The organism is Francisella sp. SYW-9 (assembly GCF_008711465.1).
Taxonomy (GTDB): Bacteria; Pseudomonadota; Gammaproteobacteria; order Francisellales; family Francisellaceae; genus Francisella.
Map to the genome: position 1 here is coordinate 52,333 of NZ_VXKQ01000007.1, position 21,833 is coordinate 74,165.

A 21,833-nucleotide genomic window follows, 5' to 3' on the forward strand; every position below is an offset into this window, starting at 1 on the left:
ATTTTTGCTACAATTCCGTAAATTTACTTATAAAAAACAATCAAAATGCAGACATTTCAGAAAATATATGCCTGGCTAGTACACCTTTTTACATCCTTAGGTGCTGTATTTGGTATATTAGCTATCATTTTTTCAATTGAAGCAGCAAAAGCTAGTGTCACTGGTCAAATAAGTCTACACCATCACTATATTAAGCTTTCTATGTTTAGTATTATTATGGCTATATTTATTGACTCCATTGATGGAAGTTTAGCCAGATTAGTCGATATTAAAAAACTTGCTCCATTAGATGGTGCACTTTTAGATAACATTATTGACTTTACAACTTACTCTATCGTGCCTTGCATTTGGATATATGTTTCTGGTGTAGTAAGCCAAGATTGGTTAATACCAATAGTTGTAATGATAACAATTTCATCATCATATCAGTTCTGCCAACCTAATGCTAAAACTAACAATAACTTCTTTGTTGGCTTCCCAAGCTATTGGAATGTTATTGTAATGTTTATGCTATGCTTCCAATCTTCGCAATTAGTTAATGAACTTACTATAGTAATATTAACAATATTTTCATTTATACCAATTAAATACATCTACCTTTCAAGGACAGAAAATATAAGTAATAGCAAAGCTGTAAAACTATTTACTTTCACATTTACTATGTTAGCCTCAGCATCAACATTTTTAGCTGTTATTCTTTACCCTATGAAAACACCTTCACCAATTATTAGCATTATAGTTTTATTTATGATTTTTTATATACTATTTAGCTTTAAACTAAACGTAAAACCTGTAAGAAATTAACCTATCTATTTACTATCTCTATATGCTAATATATTACTCAAATCAATTATTTGAGTGTTGTTTATGAAAGTTCTAAGTCAAGAAGAGCGACAAAAACTTTTTGTTGAAAATATTTTCCCATATAAACATAAAATACCTCGTAAAGTTTATGAGAAACAGAAGCATCACTTACAAATAGAGTTATTAAAATTCCAACGATGGGTAAAAGAAAACAACAAAAAAGTATTAATTATTTTTGAAGGTCGTGATGCCGCTGGCAAGGGTGGAACCATTAAACGTATGATGGAACATCTTAACCCCCGCGGTGCTAAAGTTATTGCTCTTGAGAAGCCTTCTGAAAGAGAACGAAACCAATGGTATTTCCAGCGCTATATTGAACATTTACCATCTGGAGGAGAAATAGTCCTCTTCGACAGATCTTGGTATAACAGAGCAGGTGTAGAAAGAGTTATGGGGTTCTGTACTGAAAGAGAGTATTTCTCATTTCTAGAGCAGGCACCACAGCTTGAAAAAATGCTTGTTGATAGTGGCACTATGATAATTAAGTTTTGGTTCTCTGTAAGCCAGCAAGAGCAAAAAAATAGATTTACAGCTAGGGAATCACACCCTCTAAAACAATGGAAGCTTAGTCCTATTGATAAAGCATCCCTTGATAAATGGGATGATTATACTGAAGCTAAAGAGAGAATGTTTATTTATACAGATAAACCATACGCTCCTTGGGTAATCGTAAAATCAGATGATAAGAAAAGAGCAAGATTAAATGCTATAAGACATATTTTAAGTATTGTAGACTATGATAACAAAGATTCTGAAGTAGCCATTTCCCCAGATCCGCTCATTGTTGGAACCTCTTCAAAAATATATAAATAAAAAGCGAATAAATTCAAAATAAATATTGACTACTAGCATTATTTTAAATATAATTCTGCTTATGTTTTGGGCCTATAGCTCAGTTGGTTAGAGCGCCGGACTCATAATCCGTAGGTCGTAGGTTCGAGTCCTACTGGGCCCACCATTACATTCTAATAAATCTAAGTTATTTCCTTATAAAAAATTATCTATTTCTCCTTATCGGGATAAATATTTGAGCCTTTATGCTTTTTTTCATCCCAAATTTCTTCTTCTGTTAAATAAGTTTCTATAAACTCAATTACAGCACCATTTGATTCAACTATTGCAACTCTAAATCCTTCTATAGGAAAGTAAGGACCCAGAAGAATATTTTTATCCCTAATAACCTCTTCTAAATCTTCTACCTTATATGCTATATGAGGTTGTGTTTGAATTAGTTTATCTAATGGACAATTAGGTCCAAACCTATGATACTGTATCCTTCCTGGCAACTCTCCTCCTGAAGTATACATATCCATAACTTGACTATAACGTTCTCCTTGACGAGGTTCTGTAACAGGGATTCCTACATGATGGTATTTGTATTTCATTCTAATTATATAGCTTTAATTTATTTTCCTATAGTATAAACCTTTTATCTGAGATTTTTACTACAATTATTTCATCAACTATAAACTTATAGTTTATAATTAAATTAAGTTTTATAGTTTGTATATCTTTAATATGCTAAATTACTCTCAAATAAAATACTTCTTAAAGGTCGCCCAACATCTAAACTATAAAAATGCTGCCGATGATTTATGTATATCGCCAACAGCTGTTAGCAAACAAATTATTGCTTTAGAAAATTACTTATCAGAAAAGTTATTCTATAGAAATACTCGAAATGTAGAGTTGACTCCATTTGGAATAATAATGTTAGATAAGTGTAAAAAATTAATCCAAGAAACTAATAATCTAGAAGAATTTATTGAATCTAGGCAGGCAACTCCTCAAGGTAAATTAACCATACTTGTATCAAAAATACTTGCTAGAAAGTTTATATTAGAACATTTAAATGACTTTGTAAAAAAATACCCCTTAATTCAATGTGAATTAATATTCTCTGAGCATGATTCAGATTTAGCAAGAAAAGACATCGATATAATGGTCGGATTTCCACAGATCCCTCCAATTACAGATTCTTTTAGATATAAGAAAATGCAGCCAATCTCAAATATATTATGCGGATCACCAAGACTAATCAAAGAATATGGCTTACCCAGATCAATAAATGATCTGTTAGACTATCCCTTTATATCCCACTCTTTAAGAAAGCCTGCCACAAAACTACCATTAAAAAATGGGGATTATACCCCTGCTCTGCACCAATATTATTTATTGATGATTTTAGTGCTCTTAATGAAGCCTGTAAGAAAGGTATTGGACTTTTTTTAACTGGGGATAGATTAGTTGAAAAAGACATCCAAAATGGCTATTTAATACAAGTATTACCAGAAGTTAAATTTAGAGAATATGAGATCTTTACTTTTTATCAATCTCACGAATATGATATTCCAAAAGTAAGAGCTTTTTTAGATTTTTATCTTTGATAAATAATAGTTATTGATTATAGTATAGCTTCTAGATAATTTTGTTTATCTTTATTTGTAAGCCTAATTCTATGTTCATTCATCAATGTACCATGAAAAGATTTCCCCATAGCCTCTAAAATATCCATCATCAACTCATAACAAGTTTTAACATCATATTCCATACTAGCTAACTTTCTATAATTCATCACAGCAATAATACCATCTACTCTACCCGTTTTTGTATCAGCAAACACTTGCTCTTCATTATCAGGTAAAACAGTAAATATCACATCGTTATAATTAAGTTTTTGAAATACTTTCTCATCAGTATATTTAACTCCATAATATTTTAAGAATGTAGCCAAATCTTTTACTTCAATTTTTTCTATTCCTTCAAAATAGAATAATAAGAAGCCATCTCTTAATAATGGATATTCACGTTGTACATTCTCAATATATGCATATTCAGATGAGCTTCTTGCTTTTTCTAGAAGTTGTTCACTATCTCTTTGTTGAGTGCCTTCAAGAATATCTTTTTGCTTAATGCGAAGACTTTTACGATATAGATCTACTATAATCAACACCACTAAAATTAAAACTAAAACCAACATTAATGTCATTTATCACGCACCTAATAAGTATATTTTTTTCTACACAAGTATTATATATATAAAGCTTATAAAAATTAAGATTTTTCTAATAACATAGTATCTAATACTTCGATTATTTTATCATCAGTATCCACGATCATACTTTCATGGATTTTTTCAAACTCTTGTACAATATAATCATTTCTTTGCTTGTCATCAAATAATTTTCTCAATTCTATAAATAAATTATCCGCAGTACAATCTTCTTGAATTAATTCTTTAATAATCTCACTCTTATGCAAAATATTAGGGAAAGCCCAATAACTATGACTTCCTACCAATAGCCTTCCAAGAAAAGCAGAAATTGTTGATAATTTATAACCAACAACCATTGGCAATTTACACAACATAGCCTCTAATGTAGCCGTTCCTGAAGCCAATAAACTAAAATCTGAAGCTTTCAGAACATCATGCGAGTTTGTTTTATAGACTTGTATACCAAGGTTATCAATCTGCTCTTTATATTTATCAAACAAAGGCTCTAATGATGGTTTTGCCAAAGGCATTATTGCTTGAAAACTATAACCTGCTTTTACTAATTTATCTAACGCATTTAAGAATAAAGGCAAAAGCCTTGTTACTTCTGTACTTCTGCTTCCTGGCAATACTGATAATATAGGCAAAGAAATATCACTTAATCCAAGATTTTCTCTATAACTAGATCTATCTATCTTGACTGGTATATCTTTTGCTAATGGATGACCAACATATATTGCTTCGAAGTTATGTCTTTTCTTATAGTAATCAACTTCAAAAGGAAGTATTGCCAAAATCTTATCTGTAGCCTTTCTAATCTTTTTAATACGGTATTCACGCCAAACCCATATTTTAGGACTAACATAATGGATAGTCTTGATACCAGCAGCTCTTAAGTCCTTTTCAACTGTAAGATTAAAATCAGGAGCATCGATACCTATAAAAATATCAGGTCTATTCTGTTTAAAATGATTGATAATTTTTTTACGGATAGCTAGAATACTTAAGCCTTTTGATATAATCTCAAAAAAGCCTATTAAAGAAAGAGAATCCATAGGGTATAAGCTTTTGAAACCTTGAGCCTGCATCTTAGGACCACCGATACCTTCTATAATAGCATCAGGATATTTTTGTCTAAGAGCTTTGACTAAGGTTCCTCCTAACTGATCGCCAGATAACTCGCCTGCGACAATACCTATTCTCATTATCTTAAAATACCCCTTCTAGAAGTACTTATAACATCAACAAATGGCTCTAAAATAGGATTATCTTTTGCCATATCTTTAATAACTTCTGCTGACTCCTTCATCATTAACCCGCGACGATAAAGAACTTTATAAACTTCTTTTATTTTCTTTATATCTTCTGGAGTAAAGCCACGACGCTTCAATCCTTCGGTATTAATTCCACAAGGAGTAGATCCTCCTGTAACTGCTGTTACCATAAGATACGGAGGAACATCTTTACCTATTAATGCTGCATGAGCGATAAAAGCATGCTTACCAACTCTACAGAACTGATGAACACCAACATTCGAACTAATTATAACAAAATCATCAATATGAACATGCCCTGCTAAGCCAACGCCATTAACTAGATTTATATAATTACCTACTTTACAATCATGTCCTATATGCACATAGCACATAATAATATTATTACTTCCTATCGAAGTTACACCAATTTCCTTAGATGTTCCACCATGGATTGTTGCACACTCTCTAATAATATTATTATCACCTATAGTAACTTGTGAAAACTCACCTTTCTTATAAGTATAATCAATAGGATCATCTCCAATTGACGCATATTGAAAAATACGATTATTTTTACCAATAATTGTATTATCACCAATAGTTACATGACTTTTTAGTTCTGTACCTTCGCCAATAACAACATTTTCTCCAATAACACAGAATGGCCCTATTATAGCACTATCTGCTATCTTGGCACTTTCATGTACTACTGCCAAACTATGTATCACGATTAATAATCCTTATATGCTGCCATTAATTGAGCTGAACAAACTACTTGCCCATCTACTTTTGCTACAGACTCTGCCGTACAAATAATATTTTTCTGTTTTACCATTCTTGATTCAATTATTAGCACATCGCCAGGCACTACAGGTCTTTTAACTCTAACTTTATCAATACCAGCTAGCATAAAAGTTCTTCTACCTCCACCAGCTTTTGCTACTACATGAGCAAATAAGGTTTCAGCCATTAGTTCACCTAATATGGCTGTTGCTTGAGCCATAGCCTCAACAATCAAAACCCCAGGCATTACAGGAAAATCAGGAAAGTGTCCATTAAAGAAGTCCTCATTTATTGTCACATTCTTTTGAGCTGTAATAGATCTTTCTTCAATATTCCAATCAACAATTTTATCTAAAAGGGCAAAGGGATATCTATGAGGTAAAATCTCCCTGATTCCCATGATATCAATCTGCTTGTTATTTTCATCAAAATGGCTCATTAAACAATCCTTACTTATTTTAATTTTTCTTCTAATTCTTTTACTTTTGCCATTAGTTTATCTATCTTAGATAACTTAGCTACAAATCTACCCCACTGAATCCTTGGTTTAGCTTCAAATGCTGCATAATACATGCCTGGTTTAGTTATAGATTTACCTATATTTGAAGCACCTCCAATTACAGCATTATCACAGATAGTTATGTGCCCAGTTATTGCAGATTGTCCACCAATAAGACAATTATTGCCTATTTTTGTACTTCCTGCAACAGCGGTAACTCCTGCCAGGGCAGTATTTCTACCTATAGTTACATTATGAGCTATCTGTACTAAATTATCAATACGAGCGCCTTCTTTAATGACCGTATCATCAATAGCTCCTCTATCAACTGTAGTGCCTGCTCCAATCTCAACATTGTTTTCGATAACAACTCTACCTAGTTGAGGAATCTTTGTCCAACTACCATCTTCATCTCGAGCATTACCAAAGCCATCACAGCCGATTGTAGAGTTTTGATGAATTATACAATCAGAACCAATCTCAACATCATGAGCTATTGATACATTACTTTTTATAATTGTAGCTTTGCCTATTCTAGTGCCGTCATGAATTGTAGCACAAGCACCAATAGTTACATCATCTTCAAGCACTACATTTTCACCTATCACAGCATTTGCATCTATTGTTACATTCTCACCTATAACTGCACTTGACGCTATTACTGCTTTACTATGAATCTTACCATTAGGCTGCGGCGACTTATCAAACAACTCCATAACTTTTGCCAAAGCCATATATGGATTAGATAAAACCACAGCATTAGTATTACAATAGTCTAATGCCTCTTCAGTTATCAAAACTGCTGATGCTTTTGTTTCAGATAAATCTTTTAAATACTTTGGATTAGTACAAAATGAAATATCACCTTCACCAGCCTGAGATAAAGTTGCAATCTTTTTTATCTCAACACTGCCATCACCCTTAACTACACCATCTAAATTCGATGCTAAAAAATCTAAACTATACATTCAGAAAATTCCTCTAATTAGAATCCTTGTTCATTAAAGTAATTACATCACTTGAGATATCATCAACACCATTTACATAAGCAAGAGCTTGTGTTGTCATTACAGCATTATAACCTTTTTGTTTAGCTATAGTTTTCACAGCACTGTCAAATGAAGCTTGGAATTTTTTAGCTAACTTATCTTTTGCTTCGCTTTCTTTTTTCTGTAGTACCATTGCTTTTTCTCTAAAGCTTTGTTCTTCTTTCTGGATCGCCTGTTGCTTTTGAGTTAATTCTTGCTTAGTCATCGTAGCCGAATTTTGTTGTAATGTTTGCATCTGCTGAACGATGCTATTTTGTTCTTGCTTTAACTTAGTAGCTTCTGGTTTAAGATCATTCTCTAGCTTTTTAACACTAACAGATCCTAAATCAGAATCATTAAAAATCTCAATCGGGTTAACTACAGCCATTTTTGTATCAGCATAAGCTCCCGTGAAAGCTGCCGTTATAACAGATAGTGATAAAATTATTTTTTTCATACTATTTAATCTCCTTGATTATTTTAATATATTTTAAAAATTTTGTCCCAGTGAGAACTGGAACTGCTGAGTTACATCTCCTGCCTGTACATTGAAAGGCTGAGCAAATGAAACTGCTAAAGGACCCATTGGTGAATCCCATCTAAATTCAACACCTACTGAATATTTCAGGTTAGTAAATGATGGTGAAGTTGGATGCGGTGGCGTTGGAGATAATACTCCAGGTATATCATAAGTAAGATATGTATTACCCAAATCAAAAAAGGCACCTACTCTCATTTTCGAACTATCCTTAACAAAAGGTACTGGAAACAGTAAATCATAATTGTTATAAATATTAAGGTTACCACCAATTGAGTTCCCTGTCGAGTGTGGATCGGTAGCTAAGTTCATATCACGTGCACCTAATGAACCTTGTAGGAAACCACGTACACTTCCCCAACCACCACCATAGAAGTTCTCATAAAATGGAAGTTCTTGAGTTTTACCGTAACCTCCACCATAATCAACACCTGCTCTAATTTGTAGGGCCGACTGATCTGTATTTGGAATTGCTATATTATAAGTACCAGAAACTTTTACTATATATGCTTGAATATTACTCACGCCAGGTATGTTTATAGAACCATTTAATCCAAATGATCCACCTGCTGTAGGGAATATATATCTATTTGAATTATCATACGTCCAGCCTGCTGTAAGTGCAGTTTCATAGAAACTATTGGTCCCTTGCTGTCCAGTAAACCAATCTACAACTGCTGATTGATATCCATCAGATTGCTTAACTTTATTATTTGCAAATGTAAGTCCACCACTAAAATTACTAAAAGTTGATACTGGTACACCATATATTAATCTAGCACCCCATCTATCTAACTGGTATGCTGCAATTGCATTTGTTTCTGCAAAGTTTGAGCGACTGACATATGCTGAAATACTTTGACTAATACCTGAAGTAGTAAAATATGGATTAATATAGCTTACATCTAAATTTTGGTAAGGAACAGCTAACTGAGCATTTACATTAAATGTGTTTCCTGTACCAAAAACATTTGGCATATTTAGCCTACCACCAATCATAAATCCATATAGATCTGAATATCCTAAACTACCACTGACAGAGTTAGCATTTCGCTCTTTAATATTATAATTAATATTAACCAAATCATCAGAACCTTTTACAGGAACAAGCTCCATATCAGCAGAACCTACATAAGGTAGCTGTTCTAGTCTTCTTTGTGATTTATCTATTTGTTTTTTATTGTATTGGCTTTGCTCATAATATTGTAACTGTCTACGAAAAACATAATCATTCGTTACATTATTGCCAAAGAAATTAATCCTATTTACATAAACTTTCTTACCTGCATCAACAACAAATTTAAATGAAACTGTTCTTTTCTTTTTATCAACACTTGGGATCGGATTAACTGTAACAAAAGCATAACCTTTACTACCGAGTAAAGTTTTTATCGCATCGACACTTTCAACAAGTTTTTTCTTAGAGAAAACTTCACCTTGCTTTAACTTAATTAAAGACTCAATTTCAGATTTTGGCAGTAGAAACTTACCTGTTAATGAAATACTACCTACCTTATATACCTTACCTTCAGTAACACCAAAAGTTATGTATGAATGCTCGCGATCTTTTGACATTGAGGCTTGTTTAGATTTAACTTTAAAATCTAAATAACCTCTATCTAAATAATAATTAGTTACTCCTTGAACAGATTGCCCCATCCCTTGAGGAGAATAATCATCAAATTGAGCTAAAAAACCCCATAAGTTCCATATAGAAGGAACCGCAAAAGCTACACTACTTTTTAGATCACTATCATCAAACTTTTTATTACCAATAAAGTTTATAGCACTGATCTTAGCTGGCTCACCTTCTTTAATATCTAAACTTATATCAATTCTATTATTTGGAAGTTTTCTTATATGCTCTTCAATCTTAGCACCATATAATCCCATTGATGAATATTGATTCAATAAAGACTGCTTTAGCAGGAACATTGTATTTGGATTATAAACGTTACCAACATAAATACCTGCATCAGTGAAAACTTTCTGCAAATCTTCTTTTTTAAGCTTCTTATTACCACTAAAAGTAAAGCCTGAAATAATTGGCCGCTCTTTTACATTAATAAAGAGATTACTTCCTTTACGATAGAGGTTTACACTATTAAAAAATCCTGTCCCATAAAGATTGTTAATAATCTGGTTTGTATCTTCAGGTGTGATATAGCTACCTTTCTTATAACCTATGCGGCTTTTAACTACCTGACTTTGTAAGCCTTGCAAACCTTCTATAGACACATTATTTAAGACAAAGCTACTATCATCTGCTAAGCCATTTAATGCAATCCCCATAAGAAGAGAGGCTAATACAAACTTCTTTCTAAAAAAAACCACTCTAATTTACCCCAAAATAGAATCCACATATTCACGAGTTTTTTTATCAATTTCAAAAACTTCTTCTATACTACATGGATTCTTAAAACTCAATTTCTCTGTTACTTCTTTATTTAATCTAATAATTTCTAAATATTTAATTTTACCACTTAGAAAAGCATCTACTAATTTTTCATTCGCAGCATTAAAAACTATATTGGCCGCATATTTTTTAGCTTGAAGATTATCAAAAACGATCTTTAAAGCTTCAAATCTTTTAAAACATGCTTTTTTAAAAGTTAATTCTTGTTTTGTAAAGTCAAGCTCCTCGACATTTACAAAGCCTCTAGTTGGATAATATAAAGCATTTGCAATTGGAGTCCTCATATCCGGAACGCCTAATTGAGCTAAATAACTACCATCAACATATTTCACCATCGAGTGAATTACACTTTGAGGATGAATCAAAACGCTTATTCTATCAATTTCAACATCAAAAAGCCAATATGCTTCGATCACTTCTAAAGCTTTATTTACCATTGTTGATGAATCAACGGAAATTTTCCTTCCCATATCCCAGTTTGGATGTGCACAAGCTTGTTCTGGTGTCACATCAACAAGCTCATCTAGATTCTTATCTCTAAAAGGTCCACCAGATGCTGTCACAACTATATGACTAATATCTGAAGTATATTTTTTTGTATTATTATCAATGCATTGAAAAATTGCATTATGTTCACTATCAACAGGTATTAGTTGAGCATTATTCTTCTTTACCTCATTAACAAGCAAATGACCAGCTGTCACCAAAGACTCTTTATTTGCCAAGAGTATTTTCTTGCCTGCTTTAGCTGCTGCAAAAGTAGGTTTAAGACCTGCTATCCCAACTATAGCAGACATAACAATATCAACATCGCAAGAGCTAGAAACTTTTTCAAGTCCTTCATCGCCAACTAAAATATCAACATTAGAAACTATTTTTGCTAACTGTTGTTTTTTACCTAAGCTTGGAACTACTGCATATTTAGGCTTAAATTCCTGACAAAGTTTTGCTAACTTCTCAATATTACTAAAAGCAGTTAATGCAAAAACCTCGAATTCTCGACTATCTCTAATGACAGCAAGAGTACTATCACCTATAGACCCAGTTGCTCCTAATACAGTAACCCTACTAACTTCAGACATATTATTCACTTTCTAATAGGTTATCTTGTGAAGATTCTTCTTCTGCTATTTCTTCATCTTCAAGACTCTCATCATCTTGCTTAACCACTTTTAAACTAATAAGTCTTTCATTATTTCTTAGGTTTATTAATCTAACACCCTGAGCAGAACGACCACATTCTCTAACCTGATCAGAAGATGTTCTAACTAAAGTACCATTATCTGTGATTAAAACGATATCTTCATCATTGCCAACAAGTACTGCAACCACAACTTTACCATTACGTTCTGAAGTTGATATTGCGATGACACCTTGACTCGCTCTTTTAGTTTTTCTGTACTCAGAAACAGCAGTTCTCTTACCATAACCATTTTCTGTAGCTGCCAATACAACTCCTTCATCAGGATTTGTAACAATCATAGATACTATTTTTTGCTTAGGCTGTAAACGCATACCAGTCACGCCCGCAGCAGAACGTCCCATAGCTCTAACATCTGACTCATCAAAACGAATAGCTTTACCTGCATCTGAGAATAGCATAACTTGCTTATTTCCATCAGTAAGAGCAACGTATGATAACTCATCACCATCGTTTAAACCGATTGCTATCTTACCTGTTGATCTTGGTCTAGCAAATTGAGATAAATCAACCTTTTTAACCCTACCTAACTTAGTAGTCATAAATACAAACCAACCTTCTTCAAATTGTGAGATAGGCATCAAGGCTGTAATTTTTTCATTTTTCTCTAACGGTAAAATATTATTAATTGGTCTACCTTTAGAAATTCTACTTGCAACAGGAAAATCATAAACTTTCGACCAGTAAACTCTACCTAAGCTAGAAAAACATAGCATAGTATCATGAGTAGAAGCTAGCATTAACTTAAAGATACTATCTTCTTCTTTAGTCTTAGTTGCTGATTTTCCTACTCCACCACGTTTCTGTGCATTATACATACTAAGAGGTTGTGTTTTAACATAACCATCCATAGAAAGTGTTACAACCATATCTTCTTCAGCGATTAAGTCTTCTCTTGTTAAGTCAAGCCTAGAGGTAATTATTTCTGACTTTCTTTCATCTCCATAATTATCTCTAATCTCAACAAGCTCTTCTTTAACCACTCGAATCAACTCATTAGTATCACTTAAGATACCAATCAAATATTTAATTCTTTCAATAAGTTCTTTAAACTCATTTGTAATTTTATCTTGCTCAAGTCCAGTTAATCTATGCAGTCTTAAAGCTAATATAGCCTCAGCTTGCTCTTGAGTTAAGTTATATGAGGTATCTACTTGAATACCATAATGTGACGCTAAAGTTTCTTTACGATACATTTTCACATCAACACCTTCAAGCATACTTTTTACTAAAGTACCATTCCATGATCTTGCCAGCATTGATTCTTTAGCATCTGCTGGAGATGGTGATGCTTTAATAAGCTCGATCATCTCATCAATATTTGCTAATGAAAGTAATAGTCCTTCTAATATATGAGCTCTTTCTTTTGATTTTCTTAGCTCAAAAATTGTTCTTCTAGTAACAACTTCTTTTCTATGCTTAATAAACTGTTCTAAAATCTCTTTAAGATTTAAAAGCTTAGGTCTATTGTCACTAAGAGCAACCATATTAATACCAAAACTACACTGAAGTTGAGTCTGAGAATATAGGGTATTTAAAACAACATCAGGAGACTCGTCTCTTTTAAGATCTACAACAACCCTAATACCGTCTTTATCCGACTCATCTCTTAGCTCTGAAATTCCCGTTACTTTCTTATCCTTAACTAACTCAGCTATTTTTTCAACAAGCTTAGCCTTGTTTACCTGGTATGGAATCTCTGTTATAACTATTTGTGACTTACCTGAGGCTTCATCTTCATGGATATCCGCTTTTGCACGCATAATCACACGACCACGCCCTGTCTTATAAGCTTCTAAAATACCATCTGTACCATTTATATATGATCCAGTAGGAAAATCTGGAGCTGGTATATATTGTATAAGATCTTCTATTGTAAGCTGTGCGTTATCAATAAGTGCGATAGTACCATTTATAACCTCAGTCATATTATGAGGTGGTATATTTGTCGCCATACCAACAGCGATACCTGAAGAACCATTAACCAAAAGATTTGGTACTCTAGTTGGTAATACATCAGGAACTAACTCTGTATTATCATAGTTAGGAGAAAAATCGACTGTTTCTTTATCTATGTCTATCAAAAGCTCATGGGTCAGCTTTTGCATCCTAATCTCTGTATAACGCATTGCTGCTGGAGAATCTCCATCAACAGATCCAAAGTTACCTTGTCCATCAACAAGTGTATAGCGTAATGAAAAAGGTTGCGCCATTCTAACGATAGTATCATAAACTGCTGTATCACCGTGTGGATGATATTTACCTATAACATCACCGACAACCCTAGCAGACTTTTTATATGGTCTATTGTAATAGTTTGATAGCTCATTCATTGCAAAAAGTACACGACGATGCACTGGCTTCAAACCATCTCTAACATCTGGCAGAGCTCTACCGACAATTACACTCATTGCATAATCAAGATATGACTGTCTTAATTCTTTTTCTATATTTATAGATGATTCTTTAGTAGCTATAGACATTACTTACCGCTTTTAATAAAGATAAAACATATAGTCGATATTCTATCACATCAAGAAGCAAAAAAGTATCCCTTAACAATGAACAAGAAATACTTCCTAATCCAGTTTCCAATCAATCTGTTCTAAGTTATTTTCAGACAAATAGTTATTACATTTATTAAAATGGTCACAGCCTAAAAACCCTCTATGGGCAGATAATGGAGATGGATGTGTTGACTCTAAGATTAAATGCCTTGAACTATCAATAAGATTTTTTTTCTTGCGAGCATGAGATCCCCACAGCATAAAGACAACATGCTCTTTATGTTGTGAAATTTTTTCAATAACAGTATCAGTAAATATTTGCCAGCCAATATCCTTATGAGAGTTTGCTTTATGGGCTTCTACAGTAAGAGTTGTATTTAAAAGAAAAACGCCTTGTTCCGCCCATTTTGTCAGGCATCCATGATTAGGGATTTCAAACCCTTTTACACTATTTGATAGCTCTTTATACATATTGCGTAAAGATGGTGGCACATCGACACCTTTTTGCACAGAAAAAGCCAAACCATGCGCTTGATTATAGTTATGGTAGGGATCTTGGCCAAGGATAACAACTTTTAGATTATCTAAATTAGTATATTTAAAAGCATTAAATATATCTTCTTTTTTAGGGAAAAGAACCTTACCACTATTCGTCTCATTAGCCAAAAAATCCAGTATCTGTTTGAAATAAGGTTTTTGTTTTTCTTCTACTAAAATATCTGACCAACTCATTACTGGTTCCTCATAAGATCTATACTAACCCCACATACTTAATAGCTTTTTAGCCTTAGTACTGCCCATCTCACTAGCAGTTTCTAACATTTGCTTGCCCTTTTCTTTATTTGAATCAGACACTAGGCCTTGGACATTCTCCTGACCGTACTGAGTAAATAACTGTTCTGCTATTTTTTTAACATTATCACTATGAGGTGCCTTAGGATCGTAGTGATCCGTAAACATTTTGGCATATTTAGAGCCTTCGCCTAAGTTGCCTATTTTCATATTTGATAGAGCTGTAACACCAACAGCATAAAGATCAGTAGGATTTGCCAAGGGCTTACAGTAAGTTATAGCATCCATATACTGCTTATTCTGCCACGCATTCATACAGCTTTTCATTGCCGTTTCTGTAGTTGCAAATGCACTTAATGAGGTCGTTACTAAAATAGTTGATAATAATATTTTTTTCATGATTTAATATGATATAAAAGTTGAACACAAAGTTTAGTATATCAAATCATTTATGATTTTTAAGACTTGCATTTTGAAAAAACTCATTGTGAATCAAAAATCTACCATTTTGAAAAATGGTGGGTGCAGAGGGGTTCGAACCCCCGACCCTCGCCTTGTAAGGGCGATGCTCTCCCAGCTGAGCTATGCACCCGATTTTGAAAAAAGATCGAAAACTTTAATGGCGGAGAGGAAGAGATTCGAACTCTCGATAGGGTTTAACGCCTATACTCCCTTAGCAGGGGAGCGCCTTCAGCCACTCGGCCACCTCTCCTAAACCATGTGAGAAACTATTATATCTAGATAAAACATAGTGTCAAGAGCAATATAGTATTTTTCAAGGCAATTATTTAATATAGGAGACTAGGTGAATTTTCTGAGCAAAATAGTTTGAAAATCATTATAATATTTAAATCAACGTAAAATTTTCTAATTAAATATATAATTAAGATGCGAAAAATTCTAGTTACTAACGCCCTTCCTTATGCAAATGGAGACCTACACTTAGGTCATATGCTTGGCTATATACAATCAGATATTTGGGTTAGATTCCAAAAGCTACAAGGAAACAAATGTATATTCGTCTGTGGTAGCGATACTCACGGTACACCAATTATGCTAAAAGCAAAAAACCTCGGCATAACTCCTGATGAATTAGTAGAAAAATACTCAAACAATCACCAAAAAGATTTTGCTGATTTTGAAGTTGCTTTTGATAACTATCACTCTACACATAACTCTTTAAACAAAGAAATTGTAGAAGATATATACGATAAATTAAATAGCCAAAACCTCATATCAAAAAAAGAAATAGCTCAGGCATACGACCCTGAGGCTAAAATGTTTTTGCCGGATAGATTTGTAAAAGGTACATGTCCAAAATGTAAAGCCGAAGATCAATACGGGGATAGCTGCGAAGTTTGTGGTACCACTTATGATCCAACCGAATTAATAAATCCAAAATCTGTTGTATCTGGTAAAGCTCCTATACAAAAAAATTCAGAACACTTCTTCTTTGACTTACCAGCATTAGCAACCGATATAGAGGACTGGATAAAATCTAATAAAAACTTACAGCCTGAGGTTGCAAATAAGTTAGCTGAGTGGTTTGACCAAGGCCTACAAAGCTGGGATATCTCACGTGATGCACCATATTTTGGTTTTGCAATACCTGGAACTAATGAGCAGAAATTCTTCTATGTTTGGCTAGATGCTCCTATGGGTTATATTGCAAGCTTTAAAGATTTTTGTAGCAAAAATGATGTTGATTTTGATGAATATTGGGGAGATAACTCTAGCCAAAGTGAGCTTTATCACTTTATTGGTAAAGATATTATTTATTTCCATGCATTATTTTGGCCAGCGATTCTAGCTTCTACAGGTTATAAGACTCCAACAAGTGTATTTGCTAACGGTTTTTTAACTGTAAATGGTAAGAAAATGTCTAAGTCTCGCGGAACTTTTATCCAAGCGAGAACATATTTAGATAGCCTTGAACCTAGTTATCTAAGATATTACTTCGCATCTAGACTAACATCCCGTATAGATGATATAGACTTAAATCTAGAAGAGTTTGTTACCAAATCAAATTCTGATATTGTTGGGAAGGTAGTAAATATTGCTAGCCGTTGTGCTGGATTTGTTTATAAAAAGTTCAATGCCACTTTAGCTGATGAGGTTTTTGATAGGGAACTAGAAAAAGAATTTGCTGAGAGCCACAATACTATAACTCAAGCTTTTGAAAAAAGAGAATTTGCAAATGCTGTACGTTTGATAATGGCTCTAGCTGATAAAGCTAATCAGTTCATTGACCATCATAAACCTTGGCAACTAGCTAAAGAAGAAGGTCAAGAGCAAAAGGTTCATCAAGTTTGCTCGCAAGGTATAAATATGTTTAAGGTTTTAGTTTCATACCTTAAGCCAATTATCCCCAGCATTGTCGCAAAAGCTGAGAACTTCTTAAATGTAGAGCTTTCTAACTGGAATGATGCTCCAATATTTTTAAGAAACCACAAGGTAAATAAATTTAAACCTCTTGCTACTCGTATAGAAAAAGAGAAAGTTGACAAAATCATAGAGGACACTAAAAGTATGTTAGCAAAAGAACAAACTACACAACCAAAGAAAGAAGAGCCTAAAATTGATATAGCTGATGAATGTAGCTTTGATGATTTTATGAAAGTTGATCTTCGTGTAGCCAAAATTGCTGAAGCTTCACATGTTGAAGGCGCTGACAAATTACTCAAGCTAATACTCGATTTAGGTGGTATTAGAAAACAAGTTTTTGCTGGTATAAAATCCGCTTATAATCCTGAAGATTTGGTTGGAAAGCATACCGTAATGGTTGCAAACCTTGCTCCTAGGAAAATGAAATTCGGAGTTTCTGAAGGTATGGTACTGGCAGCTGGAGATGGTGAAGGAATATATATATTAGAGCCGCACGAAGGTGCTCAACCAGGCATGCGTGTCAAATAAATATTATAGTTATGAAAAAATCTTTCTATATAGTAATAGTTCTTTTAATGTTTTTTTTAGCATTATTAAACTATCTTGATCGTTCGACTTTAAGTATTGCAAATACAGAAATTGCAAATGCTTTTAACCTAAAGCCTACTGAAATGGGTATTCTACTGTCAGCATTTATGTGGCCATATGCTCTAGCAAGCCTACCAGCAGGATATTTAGTCGATCGCCTTGGCATAAATAAAGTGATGCTAACAAGTATGATTGCATGGTCTGTTGCTTGTTTACTTGGTGGTTTAGTGATTGGCTTTTACTCAATATTATTTACCAGACTCTTATTAGGAGTTGCTGAAGCACCTTTTTTCATAGTTGCGACAAAGATAATTCAACAAAACTTCCCTACCTCACAACGTGGACTTATATCCTCAATTGTCTCACTAGGTCCAAGACTTGCTAATATCCTAGCTCCATTAGTTCTAGTTGCACTTATGTTATTGATAAGTTGGCGTGGAATGTTTATCCTACTTGGAGTTGTTGGGTTAGCTGCTGCTCTATTATGGCAACGCTTACAAAAGAAAGGGGTATTAAAAGAGCCGCAACATTTTAGCAGAACTCAAAAAGTATCGTTTAAGCAAGCTTTAAAAAATAGAAATGTTATTTTCTTATGTATAGGAAACCTTTGTTCATCCTATGCATACTGGCTATTTTTAACATGGCTACCTTATTATTTTATAAAGGTAAAAGGCTTAAGCTTATCGCAAATGAGTATTGCCACATCCGCCTCATTTATTTCTGGTGTCGCATCAGTTATGCTTGGTGGGATAATCTCAGACTTTATGATAAAACGCAACTTTTCTGCAGTCCATTCACGTTTAACCCCAATAATTATTGGTTGCTTAATTGCCTCTATAGCTATCCTTACTCTACCATATATACAAAACATCTTTTTAATTGTTATTGTCATTGGTATAACAATATTTTGTTTGGGCCTTAGAGTTTCACCAACTTGGGCTCTTGTGGCGGATATTTCACCGAGACATTTAGTAGGTACTATTGGTGGTGCACAAAATTTTGCCAACTTTATTGGTGGTGGACTAGCTCCATTAATAACTGGCATAATTCTACAAGCCACAAACAATAACTTCCTTATCGTCTTCATCTTCAGTGGAATAGTTTGCCTATTTGGATCAGCTATATATATGCTAATTAGAAATCGTAGAGTTATTTAACTATACTCTAATCAATAATCTCTACTTTAATCTTACCTTTAGTAACACTATTTAACTCTTCTAAAAAACTCTCTTTATCTATCCTACTGATTTGAACCATTAAAATGACAATATCTGAATATTGCTGACTCAGCACCTCTACATTATGATGCCTTATAGCTACATCCACATTAGCTGTTTCACTATATCTATGCTTTATCTGAACATAACAGCTAGGCTCTACATCTATAATATCTACTATATCTAAAGCCTCTTTAGCTGCTTGGCCATAAGCTCTTATTAATCCACCAACACCAAGTTTAGTTCCACCAAAATAACGTACAACTATTACTAAAACATTTACTAGCCCACTACCCTGTATATGAGCGAATATCGGTTTACCGGCTGAACCACTAGGCTCTCCATCATCACTAAACCTAAACTTATTATTTTCAATAAGTGCATAAGCCCAGCAGTGATGATTTGCATCATTATATTTTTCCTTAATAGTCGTGATACTCTCTAAGGCTTCCTTCTCGTTTTCAATACGAAAGACATAAGTAATAAAGCGAGATTTCTTTATAGGTTCGATCTCAAGCTGTATATTTTCAGATATAGTTTTATAAGAATTCATTTATTAATATTTTATTTTTCTAAATAAATTATAAATCTATACTACCGGCACCTTGCCTTAATATTTGATAAGGTAACTCTAGCATCTCTACAACAGTTGTTGACTCATAACCACAATAATCAGATTCTATAACCGCATCAATATTATGCATAACTTGATCATCAAGCTCAGAGCAGTCTGTAACTACATAGTCCTGCCCAGGCAAAATAAAAGTACTAATGACTAAAGGCTCTCCAATCTCAGCAGATATAGCCTTAGGAACATAATGTTCACTAACTCTGATTCCCACTGTATTTTTAGACTTAGTAACAAGTAATGATGATACTTTTTTTGTAGCATTTAAAATAAACGTATATGGACCAGGAGTATATCTTTTTAATAGCCTATACGCATTATTATCAACCTTTGCATACTCCGATATTTCAGACAAATCTTTACATGATAATGTAAAGTTATGACTATTATCTAGATCTCTTATTTTTATAATTTTATTAATTCCTTTTTTTGACTTCATCTTACAAGCTAGGGCATAGCCCGAATCAGTAGGAATAGCAATAACCCCATCATTTTCTAAAATATTATCAATATCTTTTAGCTCTAAATCATTATTACCATAACTATATAATTCAATTAATCTCTTCATAATCTCTACAACAACCGTTATACTTCTAGGACATTATACAATACTTATTATTAATAAAAATGAATAAAATGATTAATGATTTGCTTCCAGCAATCGTATTTTTCACAGTTTACAAATTTTATGATATCTTTTTTGCCACTGCTGCTTTAATTATCGTAACCCTAGCTCAAGTTGCTTGGGAGTATATTGCTCATCGCAAAGTTGCTAAAACACAAATCATTATTGCTATACTTGTTGTAATATTCGGTGGTGCAACATTGTATTTCCACAATGAAGAATTTATTAAATGGAAAGTCAGTATTATCAACTGGTTAATGGGTGTTGGTTTAATAATAAGCACATATACGATGAAAGAGACTCCTATGCAAAAGATTCTCAAAGAAAATATTGAACTTAAAGAACATAAGTGGAAAGAACTTAATAATATGTGGGGAGCTTACTTTACAGTTCTTGGTACATTAAACTTATTTGTAGCATATTTTTTTTCAACAAATGTTTGGATGAACTTTAAGCTTTTTGGTTTATTAGGTATAACCTTTATCTTTTTGATAATCCAATCTATTTATTTATCCAAACATATTAAAAAATAATTTTTAGTTTGCAAAGAATTCTTTTACAAATGTATAATAATAGCACAATAAGAAATTTTTAGAAAAATGAGCGAAAATAACCCTGAGATTAATACAAATGTTATCTCTAAAAAATCCACATGTACATATAAAAGCTTTTTAGGTTGTGCCTGCCTAGTATTTATATTGGCTGTTTTTAGCTTAACAGAACTAACTATACTAGTTGGAATATTTATGTTATTTATATTTTTCTACGTAGCTATTGTAGTACTTGGTGGCATATATTTATTATTTCTTACGATCATGAAACTATCGGAATATTTAAAAGAAAAAAAGAAAAGTAAAAAATAGAATAAGATACCGATTTTAAACCTTCACTCAAAGCTAGCTTAGATGCTTAACTACAAAAAGTATTAAACATCTAAATCAAATTAAGTAACGCTAATTATTTGAATATTGTTTCTATAATAACTTAAAAATAATAATTAAATCATCCTACACCCAAACCAGTCAGGCTTTAAATCATATTTTTTATCATCTTTATGTAAATGTATATGTTTCCCATTAATACTATTAAGCTCTAAAAGATCATCAATATTCATAAGGTCATCTTTGTGTTGACGGATAGTATTTTTTAAAAGAACTTTTTGAGCTTTTTTTCTAGCCTCTGTTTGATTAGTGGCAACAAATAATCCAAATTCATGCAGTTCATTTAATCTATTCTCATCATAACCACCAAGATTAACAAAATATAATTTTTCATCATAATTCTGAGGGATATCTTCAATAGATACTCTATAACCGTCGACTCCTTTAACAGACTTATAACTATCTAGATGCAACCTATTAGTTGTACCAAACCAGTTCTTTTTAAGTTGCTCATATGTATCTTCGATACTATCACCAACTACAAACTGTACATCATGTAATTCAATATTTGCTTTTGGAGCTCTACCTCCTAAGTATACTATAAATAATTGATTCATTATAAACACTCCT

The 21,833-nt window shown here is 32.9% G+C and carries 23 protein-coding genes and 3 tRNA genes; 9 read left to right on the plus strand and 17 right to left on the minus strand.

Annotated elements, in window-relative coordinates; all coding sequences use genetic code 11:
* Positions 1-39: 39 nt before the first annotated feature.
* The 3 genes from F3D62_RS02200 to F3D62_RS02210 all read left to right on the plus strand — a co-directional run bounded on the left by F3D62_RS02200 (position 40) and on the right by F3D62_RS02210 (position 1,822).
* Entirely contained in the window at positions 40-804 is a 765-nt protein-coding gene (locus F3D62_RS02200; protein WP_150466625.1) for a CDP-alcohol phosphatidyltransferase family protein, read from the plus strand.
* A gap of 63 nt (positions 805-867) precedes the next feature.
* On the plus strand, positions 868-1,677 hold the full coding sequence (ppk2, locus tag F3D62_RS02205; RefSeq protein WP_072711535.1) for a polyphosphate kinase 2: 810 nt from the start codon (positions 868-870) through the stop codon (positions 1,675-1,677).
* 68 nt (positions 1,678-1,745) lie between these two features.
* Positions 1,746-1,822 (plus strand) — tRNA-Ile (locus tag F3D62_RS02210).
* 43 nt (positions 1,823-1,865) lie between these two features.
* Here F3D62_RS02210 and F3D62_RS02215 read toward each other — a convergent pair.
* Positions 1,866-2,249, minus strand: coding sequence for a helicase (locus F3D62_RS02215; RefSeq protein ID WP_150466626.1), 384 nt, complete (start codon positions 2,247-2,249; stop codon positions 1,866-1,868).
* 133 nt (positions 2,250-2,382) lie between these two features.
* On the opposite strand from F3D62_RS02215, the gene F3D62_RS02220 reads away from it, so the two are divergent.
* Together F3D62_RS02220 and F3D62_RS13230 are read left to right on the plus strand one after the other, a co-directional pair.
* On the plus strand, positions 2,383-3,096 hold the full coding sequence (locus F3D62_RS02220) for a LysR family transcriptional regulator (protein WP_150466627.1): 714 nt from the start codon (positions 2,383-2,385) through the stop codon (positions 3,094-3,096).
* Positions 3,039-3,251 (plus strand): LysR substrate-binding domain-containing protein, encoded by a 213-nt coding sequence (locus F3D62_RS13230; RefSeq protein WP_411961310.1) that lies wholly within the window; start codon positions 3,039-3,041, stop codon positions 3,249-3,251. The genes F3D62_RS02220 and F3D62_RS13230 overlap by 58 nt, the downstream gene beginning before the upstream one ends.
* 17 nt (positions 3,252-3,268) lie before the next feature.
* Here F3D62_RS13230 and F3D62_RS02230 read toward each other — a convergent pair whose 3' ends face one another.
* From F3D62_RS02230 to F3D62_RS02290, 13 genes are all read right to left on the minus strand, one after another.
* Positions 3,269-3,853: a cell division protein ZipA C-terminal FtsZ-binding domain-containing protein gene (locus tag F3D62_RS02230; RefSeq protein ID WP_150466628.1), complete on the minus strand. Its 585-nt coding sequence runs from the start codon at positions 3,851-3,853 to the stop codon at positions 3,269-3,271.
* Positions 3,854-3,918: 65 nt separating this feature from the next.
* Positions 3,919-5,064, minus strand: a complete 1,146-nt coding sequence (gene lpxB / locus F3D62_RS02235; RefSeq protein ID WP_150466629.1) for a lipid-A-disaccharide synthase — start codon at positions 5,062-5,064, stop codon at positions 3,919-3,921.
* Positions 5,064-5,843, minus strand: coding sequence for an acyl-ACP--UDP-N-acetylglucosamine O-acyltransferase (lpxA, locus tag F3D62_RS02240; protein WP_150466630.1), 780 nt, complete (start codon positions 5,841-5,843; stop codon positions 5,064-5,066). The genes lpxB and lpxA overlap by 1 nt, the downstream gene beginning before the upstream one ends.
* Before the next feature lie 2 nt (positions 5,844-5,845).
* Entirely contained in the window at positions 5,846-6,337 is a 492-nt protein-coding gene (fabZ, locus tag F3D62_RS02245; protein ID WP_150466631.1) for a 3-hydroxyacyl-ACP dehydratase FabZ, read from the minus strand.
* 14 nt (positions 6,338-6,351) lie between these two features.
* Entirely contained in the window at positions 6,352-7,365 is a 1,014-nt protein-coding gene (lpxD, locus tag F3D62_RS02250) for a UDP-3-O-(3-hydroxymyristoyl)glucosamine N-acyltransferase (protein ID WP_150466632.1), read from the minus strand.
* A gap of 13 nt (positions 7,366-7,378) precedes the next feature.
* Positions 7,379-7,882, minus strand: a complete 504-nt coding sequence (locus tag F3D62_RS02255; RefSeq protein ID WP_150466633.1) for an OmpH family outer membrane protein — start codon at positions 7,880-7,882, stop codon at positions 7,379-7,381.
* A 33-nt stretch (positions 7,883-7,915) separates the two neighbouring features.
* Positions 7,916-10,297 (minus strand): outer membrane protein assembly factor BamA, encoded by a 2,382-nt coding sequence (bamA, locus tag F3D62_RS02260; RefSeq protein ID WP_150466634.1) that lies wholly within the window; start codon positions 10,295-10,297, stop codon positions 7,916-7,918.
* Positions 10,298-10,303: 6 nt separating this feature from the next.
* Positions 10,304-11,461 carry a 1-deoxy-D-xylulose-5-phosphate reductoisomerase gene (gene dxr, locus F3D62_RS02265; RefSeq protein ID WP_150466635.1) on the minus strand — a complete coding sequence of 386 codons (1,158 nt, stop codon included), beginning with the start codon at positions 11,459-11,461 and terminating at the stop codon, positions 10,304-10,306.
* 1 nt (position 11,462) lies between these two features.
* The gene (gyrA, locus tag F3D62_RS02270) at positions 11,463-14,063 is read right to left on the minus strand and encodes a DNA gyrase subunit A (protein WP_150466636.1); all 2,601 of its coding nucleotides are present in this window, start codon (positions 14,061-14,063) and stop codon (positions 11,463-11,465) included.
* Positions 14,064-14,159: 96 nt separating this feature from the next.
* Complete coding sequence (ung, locus tag F3D62_RS02275) at positions 14,160-14,819, minus strand: uracil-DNA glycosylase (protein ID WP_150466637.1); 660 nt, start codon at positions 14,817-14,819, stop codon at positions 14,160-14,162.
* A 24-nt stretch (positions 14,820-14,843) separates the two neighbouring features.
* Positions 14,844-15,278, minus strand: coding sequence for a hypothetical protein (locus F3D62_RS02280; protein ID WP_150466638.1), 435 nt, complete (start codon positions 15,276-15,278; stop codon positions 14,844-14,846).
* A 117-nt stretch (positions 15,279-15,395) separates the two neighbouring features.
* Positions 15,396-15,471 (minus strand) — tRNA-Val (locus F3D62_RS02285).
* A 28-nt stretch (positions 15,472-15,499) separates the two neighbouring features.
* Positions 15,500-15,591, minus strand: a tRNA-Ser gene (locus F3D62_RS02290).
* Between the two features lie 176 nt (positions 15,592-15,767).
* On the opposite strand from F3D62_RS02290, the gene metG reads away from it, so the two are divergent.
* Together metG and F3D62_RS02300 are read left to right on the plus strand one after the other, a co-directional pair.
* A complete protein-coding gene (gene metG / locus F3D62_RS02295; protein WP_150466639.1) occupies positions 15,768-17,792 on the plus strand; it encodes a methionine--tRNA ligase in 2,025 nt (674 codons plus the stop codon).
* An 11-nt stretch (positions 17,793-17,803) separates the two neighbouring features.
* Positions 17,804-19,009 carry an MFS transporter gene (locus F3D62_RS02300; protein WP_150466640.1) on the plus strand — a complete coding sequence of 402 codons (1,206 nt, stop codon included), beginning with the start codon at positions 17,804-17,806 and terminating at the stop codon, positions 19,007-19,009.
* 7 nt (positions 19,010-19,016) lie between these two features.
* On the opposite strand, the gene F3D62_RS02305 is transcribed toward F3D62_RS02300, so the two are convergent.
* Together F3D62_RS02305 and F3D62_RS02310 are read right to left on the minus strand one after the other, a co-directional pair.
* Entirely contained in the window at positions 19,017-19,622 is a 606-nt protein-coding gene (locus F3D62_RS02305; RefSeq protein ID WP_150466641.1) for a YigZ family protein, read from the minus strand.
* Between the two features lie 28 nt (positions 19,623-19,650).
* Positions 19,651-20,265 (minus strand): L-threonylcarbamoyladenylate synthase, encoded by a 615-nt coding sequence (locus F3D62_RS02310; protein ID WP_150466642.1) that lies wholly within the window; start codon positions 20,263-20,265, stop codon positions 19,651-19,653.
* Between the two features lie 59 nt (positions 20,266-20,324).
* On the opposite strand from F3D62_RS02310, the gene F3D62_RS02315 reads away from it, so the two are divergent.
* Together F3D62_RS02315 and F3D62_RS02320 are read left to right on the plus strand one after the other, a co-directional pair.
* Positions 20,325-20,855 (plus strand): septation protein A, encoded by a 531-nt coding sequence (locus tag F3D62_RS02315; protein ID WP_150466643.1) that lies wholly within the window; start codon positions 20,325-20,327, stop codon positions 20,853-20,855.
* Positions 20,856-20,921: 66 nt separating this feature from the next.
* A complete protein-coding gene (locus F3D62_RS02320; protein WP_150466644.1) occupies positions 20,922-21,185 on the plus strand; it encodes a hypothetical protein in 264 nt (87 codons plus the stop codon).
* A gap of 134 nt (positions 21,186-21,319) precedes the next feature.
* On the opposite strand, the gene F3D62_RS02325 is transcribed toward F3D62_RS02320, so the two are convergent.
* A complete protein-coding gene (locus F3D62_RS02325; protein WP_150466645.1) occupies positions 21,320-21,820 on the minus strand; it encodes a DUF1543 domain-containing protein in 501 nt (166 codons plus the stop codon).
* Positions 21,821-21,833 lie beyond the last annotated feature (13 nt).